This is a genomic window from Janthinobacterium sp. BHSEK (assembly GCF_056174685.1).
Window position 1 is genome coordinate 1 of sequence record NZ_JBWBYV010000008.1, and the last position, 12,336, is coordinate 12,336.

Consider the following 12,336-nt stretch of genomic DNA (forward strand, 5'->3'; position numbering starts at 1 on the left):
GTGCGCGTAGTGACGCGTTTCCGTTTCGTACTCGACGTGGGCGGTGTTGATCGTGATACCGCGCGCTTTTTCTTCTGGAGCCGCATCGATCTGGTCGTATGCTTTGGCTTCGCCGCCGAATTTCTTCGACAGAACCGTTGCGATTGCAGCGGTCAGCGTGGTTTTACCGTGGTCGACGTGGCCGATGGTGCCGACGTTGACGTGCGGCTTGGTCCGTTCGAATTTACCTTTTGCCATTTTATTCTTCCTTAGAACAATGATTTAAATGTAGGGACCGGCATTCTCGTGAAAGCCGGCCCGGAACTTCTATTACTTAGCTTTCGAGCTTACGATTGCTTCAGTCACATGCTTAGGTGCTTCAGCATAGTGCTTGAATTCCATCGTGTAAGTCGCACGACCTTGGGTCGACGAACGCAACGATGTGGCGTAACCGAACATTTCCGACAGAGGTACTTCGGCCTTGATGATCTTGCCGCCACCGCCAGCAATTTCATCCATACCTTGCACCATGCCGCGACGCGACGACAGATCGCCCATCACGGTACCGGCGTAGTCTTCCGGCGTTTCCACTTCCACGGCCATCATCGGCTCCAGGATGACTGGCGATGCTTTGCGGCAGCCATCTTTGAATGCCATCGAAGCGGCCATGCGGAATGCATTTTCGTTCGAGTCAACATCATGGTACGAACCGAAGAACAGCGTGACTTTTACGTCAACGACTGGGTAACCAGCCATCACGCCCGAAGTCAGCGTGTCGCGCACACCTTTTTCAACTGCAGGGATGTATTCACGAGGAACGGTACCGCCCTTGATCGCGTCAACGAATTCGAAGCCCTTGCCCGGTTCTTGCGGTTCGATCTTCAGAACCACGTGACCGTATTGACCACGACCACCCGATTGCTTGACGAATTTGCCTTCCGACTCTTCGCACACTTTACGGATCGTTTCGCGGTAAGCCACTTGTGGCTTGCCGACGGTCGCTTCAACGTTGAATTCGCGCTTCATGCGGTCAACGATGATGTCCAGATGCAACTCACCCATACCGGCGATGATGGTCTGGCCCGATTCTTCATCGGTACGCACGCGGAACGATGGATCTTCTGCAGCCAGGCGGTTCAGCGCCAGGCCCATTTTTTCCTGGTCGGCCTTGGTTTTTGGCTCGACTGCCTGCGAAATCACCGGCTCAGGGAAGACCATGCGCTCCAGAACTACGCTGGCTTTTTCGTCGCAAAGCGTATCGCCCGTGGTGGTGTCTTTCAGACCCACAACGGCGGCGATGTCGCCAGCGCGCATTTCCTTGATTTCTTCGCGTTCGTTCGCTTGCATCTGCACGATACGGCCGATACGCTCTTTCTTCTGCTTCACGGAGTTCAACACCGAGTCGCCCGAATTCAGGGTACCCGAGTAGCAACGGATGAAGCACAACTGACCAACGAACGGATCGGTTGCGATCTTGAACGCCAATGCCGAGAATTTCTCATTGTCGTCAGCTGCGCGCTCAACTGGCTGCTCGTCGTCATCCAGACCTGGGACAGGCGGAATGTCGATTGGCGACGGCAGGTATTCGATGACCGCGTCCAACATGGCTTGTACGCCCTTGTTTTTAAAGGCGGTACCGCACAACATTGGAACGATTTCGCTGGCGATGGTACGCTGACGCAGAGCAGCCTTGATCTCGGCTTCCGACAGGTCGCCTTCTTCCAGGTACTTGTTCATCAGTTCTTCGGACGCTTCAGCAGCGGCTTCAACCATGTTCTCGCGCCACTTGGCAGCATCAGCGGCCAGGTGTGCAGGAATGTCGCCGTATTCAAACTTCATGCCTTGCGAAGCGTCGTCCCAGATAACCGCTTTCATCTTGACCAGATCGATAACACCGGTGAAGACGTCTTCAGCGCCGATAGGCATCTGAATAGGTACTGGGTTCGCTTTCAGACGCGAACGCATCTGATCGTAGACCTTGAAGAAGTTGGCGCCGGTACGGTCCATCTTGTTCACGAAGGCCAGACGTGGCACTTTGTACTTGTTAGCCTGACGCCATACCGTTTCCGATTGTGGCTGCACGCCGCCGACTGCACAGTAAACCATGCAGGCGCCATCCAACACGCGCATCGAACGTTCCACTTCAATGGTGAAGTCAACGTGGCCTGGGGTGTCGATGATGTTGATGTGGTGCGCTGGGAAGTTGTTTGCCATGCCTTTCCAGAAGCACGTAACAGCAGCCGAGGTAATCGTGATACCGCGCTCTTGCTCTTGTGCCATCCAGTCGGTGGTGGCAGCGCCATCATGGACTTCGCCCAGCTTGTGGTTCACGCCTGTGTAGAACAGGACGCGCTCGGTCGTGGTCGTCTTACCTGCATCGATGTGAGCGGAAATACCGATATTGCGGTAGCGCTCAATGGGGGTCTTGCGGGCCATAATTAATCCTAAATGAATGGACAAAACCGAGCAGCATTTTTTTGCAAAAATGAGCCCGGCCTCGAACAACAGATGCTTGACAGCCGCCTTGCGGTAGCTGGCTTTATATTAGAAGCGGAAATGCGAGAACGCTTTGTTCGCTTCAGCCATACGATGGACTTCGTCGCGTTTTTTCATCGCGCCGCCGCGGCTTTCAGCCGCTTCCATCAGCTCACCGCCGAGGCGTTGTGGCATCGATTTTTCGCTGCGCTTGTTAGCAGCTTCACGCAACCAACGCATGGACAGGGCCATACGACGGACTGGGCGAACTTCGACCGGCACCTGGTAGTTTGCACCACCGACGCGACGGGATTTCACCTCAACCAGCGGCTTGGCGTTGTTGATTGCGGTAGCAAAAACTTCGAGCGGATCTTTGCCCGATTTTGCTGCGATGTGCTCGAAAGCACCGTAGATGATGTTTTCTGCAACCGATTTCTTACCGGACAGCATCAGCACGTTTACAAATTTAGCGACATCAGTGTTGCCGAATTTTGGATCTGGCAAAATTTCGCGCTTGGGTACTTCACGACGACGTGGCATATCAATTCCTTTCAATCTTCAGTTGAGCGCGCGTTCTTCGCACACTCGCGGACGACCATCATAGTCTTCCACTTACTCGACCAGATGCGGTCGACTACATTCACTTAGCTAGTTGCCACTGAGCGAAACTTGGGTTTGCTGCGTACAACTTATTACTTCTTGCCTGCTTTAGCGCGCTTGGTACCGTACTTCGAACGCGATTGCTTACGGTCTTTGACGCCTTGGGTATCCAGAGCACCGCGAACCATGTGGTAACGCACACCCGGCAAATCCTTGACGCGGCCGCCGCGCAACAGCACAACACTATGCTCTTGCAGGTTATGGCCTTCACCGCCAATGTACGAAATGACTTCGAAACCATTGGTCAGGCGAACTTTAGCGACTTTACGCAGAGCCGAGTTAGGCTTCTTTGGAGTCGTGGTGTAAACACGTGTGCAGACGCCACGTTTTTGCGGGCTGTTTTCCAGCGCCGGCGATTTGCTCTTCACGGTCAAAGCGACGCGTGGATTGCGAATCAATTGATTGATGGTTGGCATCGTTATAAATCCAACAAAAAACTACGATTAATAACCCGGGCAAGATGCCCGGCGACTAAAACCTCGTCCCGCTTTCATCTACTGCGCACCGGAGGCGCCCGCAGCCACTCGATAAGGAGCGGCCATGAAATGCCAAGTAATGCGTAAACGATGAGCAGAATAAAATCGAGAACTCGCTAGTTTAGACCTTGTGTTACAGGGGGTCAATCGGTTTACCGCTTTTTGCTATAAAAAAAGGCAAAAATCGCGGGCATTTGTGGCATTTTGACTAATCTTTGGCCGCGACGCGCGGGCGCTGGCACCTCCCGGCGATTGATGATTTGGCATTCTTTCCCTGCGGCCAAGGAGCGCACGGCCGCATTCTTGTATGACCGCAAGACAACAAAAGGATTGATAATAGCGGACATTTTTCGCTGCCTCCCTTTATGCGCTCCTTGCTTCGCCCCGCCAATCTGTTCCTGCTCCTGACGTATGCCTTGCTGACGGCCGTGCCCTTCATCCCCGCGCTGCTGGGGCGCGCGCTCGAGCATCCCTGGCAGATGCTCACCTTCGAGCTGCTGGCCTGGCTGGCCGTCTGGAGCGTGTTCCAGCGCCCCGCCTACTTCCACTGGCTGCTGGTGCCCGCCTTCCTGGCCCTGCCGACGGAAATCTACCTGTTCATCTTCTATGGCCAGGGCATTTCCACGCACCACCTGGGCATCATCTTCGAAACCAGTCCCAAGGAAGCGATGGAATTCCTCGGGCAAAAAGTATGGCTGATGGGCGCCGTCATGCTGGGCGTGATCGCCTGGTGCGCCCTGAGTTGGTATGCGGCCACGCGCACGCGCGACCTGGACTGGCGCGACAAGACGCGCCCGGCCGCCTTCGTGCTGCTGATCCTGCTGGGCGGCTTCTGGTGGTATGGCTACGAATTCGGCTTCGAGGCCAAGGCCGTGCACAGCGCCCCCGCGCCCGCCAAGGCCAGCGGGCCGGCGGCCAGCGGCAAGGCGGGCGCCTCCGGCTTCGGCGACGCCAGTTCGGCCGACGACGACACGGCAGAGGAAGACGAAGAAAGCAGCAAGCCGGAGAACGCCAGCATCGCCGGCGCCGACGAGACGGGCCTGGGCTGGCCCAGCCTGCCCCACTGGGCGCGCCTGCCCTACGCCTTCGACACCGTCAGCAATTCCTGGCCCTTCGGCCTGGCCGTGCGCGGTTTCGACTTCTACAAGGAACGCAAATACCTGGCCGAGCTGGGACAGAAAAGCAGCACCTTCCGTTTCGGCGCGCACCAGCAGCAGCCCGATCCCCATCCGGAAGTGGTGGTCATGGTGATCGGCGAATCGTCGCGCTACGACCGCTGGAGCCTGAACGGCTACGAACGCGACACCAATCCCCTGCTGAAGCAGGAAGCCAACCTGGTGCCGCTGGCTGACGTCATCACGGCCGTTTCCGCCACGCGCCTGTCCGTGCCCGTCATCATCTCGCGCAAACCGGCCACGCAAAGCCTCAAGGATGGCTTCTCGGAAAAATCCTTCCTCACCGCCTACAAGGAAGCGGGCTTCAAGACCTACTGGCTGTCGAATCAGATCTCGTTCGGCCAGTTCGACACGCCCGTCTCCGTGTTTGCCAAGGAAGCGGACGTGGTGCAATTTTTGAACCTGGGCGGCTTTACCAACAGTTCGAACTTCGACCAGATCCTGTTCGACCCGTTCAGGAACGCGCTGGCCGACCCGGCGCCGAAAAAACTCATCGTGCTGCACACCCTGGGCAGCCACTGGAACTACAGCCAGCGCTATCCGAAATCGTTCGACAAGTGGCAGCCGTCGCTGTTCGGCGTCGACAAGCCCGTCTACACGGACACGGCCATCAAGCCGCAGCTGAACAACAGCTACGACAGCTCCATCCTGTACACGGACTGGTTCCTGTCGAACGTGATCGGCATGCTGAAGGACGATGGCCAGCGCACCGCCCTGCGCAGCTCGCTCGTCTATGTGGCCGATCACGGCCAGACCCTGTACGACGGCACCTGCCGCCTGGCCTTCCACGGGCATAACACGCAGTTCGAATTCCACGTGCCCGCCTTCGTCTGGTACTCGCCGCAATTCCAGCAGCACTATCCGGACAAGGTGACGCAGCTGCGGCGCCATCAGAAATCGCGCCTGTCGACGGAAAACATGTTCCACACCCTGCTCGACCTGGGCGACATCCGCTTCGCCGGCGAACAGCCCGAATGGAGCATCGCCAGCCCCCGCTTCAAGCAGCACAAGCGCTACGTCGACAGCTACGGCTGGACCAACTACGACAACGCCATCATCCGTGGCGATTGCCGCGAAGTGATCGACAAGAGCACGCCGGAGAAGCAGGACAAGTAAAGGCGGTAAGGGCGCCCTCAGGCCCGTTCGAGCACGCCGCTACAGTCGGCCGGTTGCGCCATGTGCGTGCTGAGCCAGTCGAAGACGCGCCCGGCCTTGTCCGCGATACCGGCGTCAAAACCGCGCTGCGCCAGCAGGGCGATGCCGTTCGTGGCCTGCAGCACGCCGGGCGCCAGCAGCAGCGCGCCCGCATCGTCGCGGCGCACGCACCACGGCGCCAGGCAGTCTTCCAGCAACGGCCCCAGCACCAGGTTGTGCGACGAGACGATCACCAGGTGCTGCGCTGCCAGGGAATGCAGCACGGCGGCGGCCGCCGCCACCGATTCGAGGTGGTTCGTGCCGCGAAAAATCTCGTCGATCAGGAACAGCGCCGGCGTTCCCTCCTCGGACCGAGCCAGCAATTCGCGCGCGCGACGCAATTCGGCGATATATAGACTTTCGCCGCCATCGAGAGCATCCTCGTTCTGCATGCTCGCATACAGGGGCAGCATGGGCACCTGGGCCGCCTGCGCGTAGCAAAAGCCGAAGGCGCGCGCACTGATCAGATTGAGGCCCACGCCGCGCAACAGCGTACTTTTACCCACCGCATTCTGCCCCGAAATGAAGGCGCCGCGGCCATTGAGCCGCAGCGACAGCGGCATGGCGCCTTCCAGCAGCGGATGCACCACGGCATCGAGCGACAACTGCCGCGCATCGGTTTCCTGCGCCCAACAAAACTGCGCGCGGCCGCGCAGGTGGCGCGCCAGGGCCAGGTCCGCTTCCAGGTCCGCCAGCAGCAGGAAACTCTGGCGCAGGAAGGCGCGTTCGCGCCGCACCACGCGCAGGCTGTGAAAGTAGCGCCGGATATTGCCCAGCATGAGCCAGTCGTCATATTCGCTCAGCAGGGGAATCATCTTGACCCAGCGCACTGGCGTGATCTGGCGGTTGATCACGCCGGCAGCCCGTCCACCTTCTCGCAGGTCCGCCGTGAACGGAGTATCGAGCGCGCCCAGGCGGCCATGCACCAGCAGTATCCGCTGCAGGGTAAAGACGCTGCGCTCCCACGGTTTGCAACGGTCGTGAAAGCGCATCTGCAAGGCCATCAGCAAGAGCCAGACGGGCACCGCGACGGCCCAGGCCAGTGGCGCAAACAGCCACGCGGCCAGCAGCGACGCCAACAACGCCAATGTCGGCAGCAGCAGCCAGCGGCTCCACCACGGTGGTGCTGGCGGCGCTGCGCCGCACAGCAGCGCCGCCACCTCCATGTCTGCCGTCCGCAGCGGCTGCATGGCTTGCTCGATCACCGCCTGCTGTACCGGCGCGGCCAGCAGGGCCGCGATGCGCGCCCGCGAGGCGGCGTCCGCCGTGCCGCCCGCCAGTCGCTGATGCAATCGCTGCTGGCCAAGAATGCTGGTCTGCGTGGCCAGTTGCGCATGGTAGGCGTCGAGCAGCATTTCCTCCCACGTCTGGCTATCGAGCTGGGGCGAACCACCCTGGAGCCGCTGCAGCATGGCGATGTCGCTGGCGGCAAATGGATAATCGAATTCCGGCGGCTCGGGCAGGCTGGCGAACTGGCGCAGCCAGCGTTTTAAACTGGCCAACGGGGACGGCTTGGGGGACGAGGCAGGCATCATGCTCCAGAAAGGTGCCAGCATGGCGCCGCGCGCCATCACTGCCAGGCACAGATCAGGTCGATTGCCAGATTATCAAGATCCATACGTGCGCGGACACCCACTGGACGGCGCGGACACGCCGGACAACCGGACACTTTACATTTTCCCCTTGCAAATCAACACCTTGGTTCTGGCACGGAACCTGCATACAGAAGGGCATTGTCCACGAAATGTCCACCATGATCCGCGATACTTCTTCCCAAGATGCCGTAGTGAGCGCCCCACCGGGCCAGCGCCACAAGCAACGCGCCCTGCTGCTGGCCGGCGCCGTCCTCGTCATCGGCGGCGCCGTCGCCGTGTTCTCCGGCTGGCGCAACAGCGAACATTCCGTCAACGCCAGCCGCCTGCGCATCGCCGACGTCACGCGCGGCACCCTGATCCGCGACGCGGCCGTCACGGGCCGCGTGGTCGCCTCGATCAGCCCCACCCTGTATTCGACCACGGTGGCCACCGTCACGCTGAAAGCGAAGGCGGGCGACACGGTGAAAAAGGGCGACATCCTGGCCGTGCTGGAGTCGCCGGACCTGTCCGACGCCCTCAAGCGCGAACAGTCGAGCGTGCAGCAGCTGGAGGCGGAAGTGGCGCGCCAGCAGATCCTGGCCAAGAAGCAGAAACTGCTGGCGCGGCGCGAAGCGGATACGGCGGAGATCGAGCGCCTGTCCGCGCAGCGCACCCTGGAGCGCTACGAAAGCGTGGCACAGGTGGGCATCATCGCCAAGATCGACTACCAGAAAGCCAGGGATGCCCTGAATTCGGCCGATATCCGCAGCAAGCACGCGTCGCAGGCGGCGGGCCTGGAAAGCGAAGACGTGACCCTGGCACTGAAAACAAAAAGCAATGAACTGGAACGCCAGCGCCTCGTCCGCGACAACGCCCAGCGCAGGGTCGACGAGCTGACCGTGCGCGCCCCCGTCAACGGCTTTATCGGCACCCTGTCGGTGGCCAACCGCAGCGTGGTGCAAGCCAATACGGCCCTGATGACCCTGGTCGACCTGTCGCAGCTGGAAGTCGAGCTCGAGGTGCCGGAAACGTATGTGGCCGACATGGGCCTGGGCATGCGCGCCGAGATCGAAACGGGCGCCATCCGGGCGACCGGCAGGCTGTCGGCGCTGTCGCCCGAAGTGGTGAAGAACCAGGTGCTGGCGCGCGTGCGCTTCGACGGCGCGCAGCCGGCCGGCCTGCGCCAGAACCAGCGCGTGGCGGCGCGCCTGCTGATCGATGAAAAACCGGACGTGCTGATGCTGGCGCGCGGCTCCTTCGTCGAAGCCGAGGGCGGCCGTTTCGCCTACGTCGTGCGCGATGGCGTGGCGATCCGCACGCCGATCAAGCTGGGCGCGACCAGCGTGGCGGCCGTGGAAATCCTCGACGGCTTGAAGCTGGGCGACAAGGTGGTCGTCGCCGGCACGGAAAACTTCGAGAACGCGGCACGCGTCTCGCTTAACTGAATCTCACTCATCTCACTCCCACAAGAGGCCCCGCCATGCTGCGCATGCACAACCTGAGCAAAGTCTACCGCACCCACATGATCGAAACCCACGCGCTGCGCGGCTTCGACATCCATGTGCAACAAGGTGAATTCGTCACCGTCACGGGGCCGTCCGGCTCGGGCAAGACGAGCTTTCTGAACATCGCCGGCCTGCTGGAAGAATTCACCGACGGCGAATACGTCCTCGATGGCGTCAACGTCAGGGGCATGGACGACAATGCCCGCTCGCGCCTGCGCAATGAAAAGCTGGGCTTCATCTTCCAGGGTTTTAATCTGATCCCCGACCTGTCGCTGTTCGACAATGTCGACGTGCCGCTGCGCTACCGTGGCTTCAACCGCGCCGAGCGCAAGGAGCGCATCGAGGACGCGCTGGCCAAGGTGGGCCTGGCGTCGCGCATGAAGCATTATCCGGCCGAATTGTCGGGCGGCCAGCAGCAGCGCGTGGCGATCGCGCGCGCGCTGGCCGGCTCGCCCAAGCTGCTGCTGGCCGATGAACCGACGGGCAACCTGGACACGCAGATGGCGCGCGGCGTGATGGAGCTGCTGGAAGACATCAACGCGCAAGGCACCACCATCCTGATGGTCACGCACGATCCCGAACTGGCGCTGCGCAGCCAGCGCAATGTGCACATCATCGACGGCCAGGTGTCGGACCTGGTGCAGCACGGCGCCTCGCTGTCGGCCAGTCCGCAGCACGCCGCGACCGCGTAAGGAGAGACCATGTTCCGCTACTATTTCACGCTGGGCCTGCGCAGCCTGCGCCGCAACCGCGCCCTGACCGCGCTGATGGTGCTGACCCTGGCCGTCGGCGTGGCCGCCAGCGTGTCCACCGTCACCATCCTGCACGCCATGTCGGGCGATCCGCTGCCGCACAAGAGCAACCGTCTGTTCGTGCCGATGATCGACGTCGTCCCCTTGAAAAGTTATGTGCCGGGCGCCAAGCCCAGCTTCGGCCAGTCGCAGCTGGCCTATACCGACGCGAAAAATTTCATGGCCAGCAAGGTGGGCGTGCGCCGCACCGTTATGTACGGCGTGGCCGGCCCGGTCGAGCCGGCACGCACGGATATCGGCGCCTTCCAGGCCCAGGGCCTGGCGCCCACGCGCGATTTCTTCGCCATATTCGAAGTCCCTTTCCTGCATGGCCAGCCATGGAGCGAAGCCGATGACGCCAGCGGTGCCGACGTCATCGTGCTGAGCCGGTCGCTGGCGGAAAAACTGCTGGGTACGGTCAATCCCGTGGGCCGGCGCGTGATGGTACTGGGACAGCCCTATCTGGTCAGCGGCGTGCTCGATCACTGGGATCCCGTGCCGCGCATACACCGCATCATCGGCAGCAAGGGCGCCTTTGGCACGGAAGATGAATTCTTCATTCCATTTGCCAGCGCCATCCGCCATGAAACGCGGCATGACGGCGGCATGGCCTGCAGCGGCGTCGAACGCGGCCCCGGCTTCCAGGGCACCCTGGCGTCGGACTGCACCTGGCTGCAGTTCTGGTTCGAGATGGAAAGCGCGGGCCAACGTGGCGAGCTGCAGGCATATCTCGACAGCTATGCTGCCGAGCAGCGCAAGCTGGGCCGCATGCCGCGCCACGCGCCCAACGCACTGTACAACGTCAAGGAATGGATGGTGTTCCTGAACGTGGTCGACAACGACAACAAGCTGGCGGCCTGGCTGGCCTTCGGCTTCCTGCTGCTATGCCTGGTCAATACCATCGGCCTGCTGCTGGCGAAGTTTTCCGTACGCGCCAGTGAAGTGGGGATCCGCCGTGCGCTGGGCGCCACGCGGCGCGACATCTTTCGCCAGTTCCTGATCGAGACGGGCGTCATCGGCCTGGCCGGCGGCGTGCTGGGCCTGCTGCTGGCGTATGCAGCGCTGGCGGTCGTGCGTACGCAATCGAAGGAACTGGGCGCCGTGGCACACATGGATATCCCGATGCTGCTGCTGACATTTGCCGTCTCCGTGCTGGCCGCCCTGCTGGCGGGTTTGTTGCCCACCTGGCGCGCTTGCCAGGTGACGCCGGCGATACAGCTCAAATCCCAATGACATTTACCGTACCGCAATGAGGTTCAACATGGAAATCCGCCCCATCCTGTCGGCGCTGATGCGCAGCAAAACCGGTGCCGTACTCGTCGCCGTGCAGGTCGCCATCAGTCTGGCCATCCTGGCCAACGCCCTGCATATCGTTAACCTGCGCCAGGCGATCGCCGCCCGCCCCACCGGCGTGGCCGCTGAAAACGACATCTTTTATGTCAACATCCAAAGCATGGACAAAGGCAGCCACCAGCGCCAGCTGGCCGACCAGAAACGCCAGGCCGCCTTGCTGCGCGGCCTGCCCGGCGTGCTTTCCGTGGCGCAGACCTCGCAGGCCGTGCTGTCGCGTTCCGGCAGCAGCACCAATGTCTCCATCAAGCGTGGACAGCCCACGGCCAGCGCCACCACGTCGATGTATTTCACGCCTGACTCGCTGGTCAAGACATACGGACTCAAGCTGGTGGAAGGCCGTGATTTCCATCCCGACGAGGTGCTGGAAATCGATGAAAAAGTCGATGAGATCTTTCCCAAGGTGGTCATCGTGACGCTTGCCGCAGCGCAAAAGATCTGGCCTGGCGAAAGCAGCTTTGTCGGCAAGACCCTGCTCAACGGCACCGGTGACGATGACGACGAAATGCGCGTGATCGGCGTGGTGGAGCGGTTGCAGACACAGGTCGGCCAGGTCAGCGCGCACGGCGAGCATTCGCTGATCCTGCCGGCGCGCCTGACGGGTTCGCGCGACTCGCTGCTGTATGCCGTGCGGGCCGAGCCTGGACAGCGCGACCGCCTGATGAAGGAGGCCGAGCAAGCCATCCGCAGCGCCAGCAGCGAGCGCCTGCTGGTACGCACCGATACGCTGGAAAAGCACCGCACGTCACGCTATCGGGCCGACCAGGGTTTGTCCTGGATGCTGATCGCCGTCTCGGCCCTGCTGCTGCTGGTGACGGCCAGCGGCATCGTCGGCATCGCCAGCCTGTGGGTGACGCAGCGCAGGAAGCAGATCGGCGTGCGGCGCGCACTGGGCGCCCGCCGCATCGACATCCTGCGCTACTTCCTGACCGAGAATTTCATGATCACCAGCGTCGGCGTGGCGGCCGGCGTGCTGCTGGCCCTGGCGCTGAATCAGCTGCTGGTCAGCCAGCTGGAAATGGCGCGCCTGCCCTTGCCATATCTGCTGGTTGGCGCGCTGGTGTTCTGGCTGCTGGGCTTGGGCGCCGTGTACGGCCCGGCATGGCGCGCGGCCAGCATTTCGCCGGCCACCGCCACCCGCAGTACCTGAGCCGGCA

General features: G+C 61.5%; 10 protein-coding genes. 5 read left to right on the top strand and 5 right to left on the bottom strand.

Translation table 11 applies throughout. The features are described 5' to 3' along the window. The 4 genes from AC0V2Y_RS03400 to rpsL all read right to left on the bottom strand — a co-directional run. Positions 1-237: GTP-binding protein (locus AC0V2Y_RS03400; protein WP_475413842.1), on the bottom strand; the 237-nt coding region annotated here is incomplete at its 3' end. 72 nt (positions 238-309) lie between these two features. Beyond that, positions 310-2,415: an elongation factor G gene (fusA, locus tag AC0V2Y_RS03405; RefSeq protein ID WP_152282043.1), complete on the bottom strand. Its 2,106-nt coding sequence runs from the start codon at positions 2,413-2,415 to the stop codon at positions 310-312. 108 nt (positions 2,416-2,523) lie between these two features. Then, on the bottom strand, positions 2,524-2,994 hold the full coding sequence (rpsG, locus tag AC0V2Y_RS03410; RefSeq protein WP_010394377.1) for a 30S ribosomal protein S7: 471 nt from the start codon (positions 2,992-2,994) through the stop codon (positions 2,524-2,526). Positions 2,995-3,146: 152 nt separating this feature from the next. Beyond that, entirely contained in the window at positions 3,147-3,530 is a 384-nt protein-coding gene (gene rpsL / locus AC0V2Y_RS03415; RefSeq protein WP_010394376.1) for a 30S ribosomal protein S12, read from the bottom strand. A gap of 425 nt (positions 3,531-3,955) precedes the next feature. On the opposite strand from rpsL, the gene AC0V2Y_RS03420 reads away from it, so the two are divergent. Continuing rightward, on the top strand, positions 3,956-5,881 hold the full coding sequence (locus tag AC0V2Y_RS03420) for a phosphoethanolamine transferase (RefSeq protein WP_475413843.1): 1,926 nt from the start codon (positions 3,956-3,958) through the stop codon (positions 5,879-5,881). Between the two features lie 17 nt (positions 5,882-5,898). Here the strand turns inward: AC0V2Y_RS03420 and AC0V2Y_RS03425 are convergent, their stop codons facing one another. After that, entirely contained in the window at positions 5,899-7,515 is a 1,617-nt protein-coding gene (locus tag AC0V2Y_RS03425; protein WP_475413844.1) for a MutS-related protein, read from the bottom strand. Positions 7,516-7,745: 230 nt separating this feature from the next. On the opposite strand from AC0V2Y_RS03425, the gene AC0V2Y_RS03430 reads away from it, so the two are divergent. Genes AC0V2Y_RS03430 through AC0V2Y_RS03445 form a run of 4 tightly spaced genes read left to right on the top strand, consistent with a single transcriptional unit; the run spans position 7,746 to position 12,329 of the window. Beyond that, a complete protein-coding gene (locus AC0V2Y_RS03430) occupies positions 7,746-8,978 on the top strand; it encodes an efflux RND transporter periplasmic adaptor subunit (RefSeq protein ID WP_475413845.1) in 1,233 nt (410 codons plus the stop codon). Between the two features lie 35 nt (positions 8,979-9,013). Further along, positions 9,014-9,730, top strand: coding sequence for an ABC transporter ATP-binding protein (locus tag AC0V2Y_RS03435; protein WP_475413846.1), 717 nt, complete (start codon positions 9,014-9,016; stop codon positions 9,728-9,730). Positions 9,731-9,739: 9 nt separating this feature from the next. Next, the gene (locus AC0V2Y_RS03440; RefSeq protein ID WP_475413847.1) at positions 9,740-11,062 is read left to right on the top strand and encodes an ABC transporter permease; all 1,323 of its coding nucleotides are present in this window, start codon (positions 9,740-9,742) and stop codon (positions 11,060-11,062) included. A 28-nt stretch (positions 11,063-11,090) separates the two neighbouring features. Next, complete coding sequence (locus AC0V2Y_RS03445) at positions 11,091-12,329, top strand: ABC transporter permease (protein WP_475413848.1); 1,239 nt, start codon at positions 11,091-11,093, stop codon at positions 12,327-12,329. The last annotated feature ends 7 nt before the right edge of the window (positions 12,330-12,336 follow it).

What these genes read in the sequence shown, in the direction of transcription:
- AC0V2Y_RS03445 (WP_475413848.1), top strand. Translation starts at nt 11,091, where the DNA reads ATGGAAATCCGCCCCATCCTGTCGGCGCTGATGCGCAGCAAAACCGGT.
- AC0V2Y_RS03420 (WP_475413843.1), top strand. Translation starts at nt 3,956, where the DNA reads ATGCGCTCCTTGCTTCGCCCCGCCAATCTGTTCCTGCTCCTGACGTAT.
- AC0V2Y_RS03440 (WP_475413847.1), top strand. Translation starts at nt 9,740, where the DNA reads ATGTTCCGCTACTATTTCACGCTGGGCCTGCGCAGCCTGCGCCGCAAC.
- fusA (WP_152282043.1), bottom strand. Translation starts at nt 2,415, where the DNA reads ATGGCCCGCAAGACCCCCATTGAGCGCTACCGCAATATCGGTATTTCC.
- AC0V2Y_RS03435 (WP_475413846.1), top strand. Translation starts at nt 9,014, where the DNA reads ATGCTGCGCATGCACAACCTGAGCAAAGTCTACCGCACCCACATGATC.
- rpsG (WP_010394377.1), bottom strand. Translation starts at nt 2,994, where the DNA reads ATGCCACGTCGTCGTGAAGTACCCAAGCGCGAAATTTTGCCAGATCCA.
- rpsL (WP_010394376.1), bottom strand. Translation starts at nt 3,530, where the DNA reads ATGCCAACCATCAATCAATTGATTCGCAATCCACGCGTCGCTTTGACC.
- AC0V2Y_RS03425 (WP_475413844.1), bottom strand. Translation starts at nt 7,515, where the DNA reads ATGCTGGCACCTTTCTGGAGCATGATGCCTGCCTCGTCCCCCAAGCCG.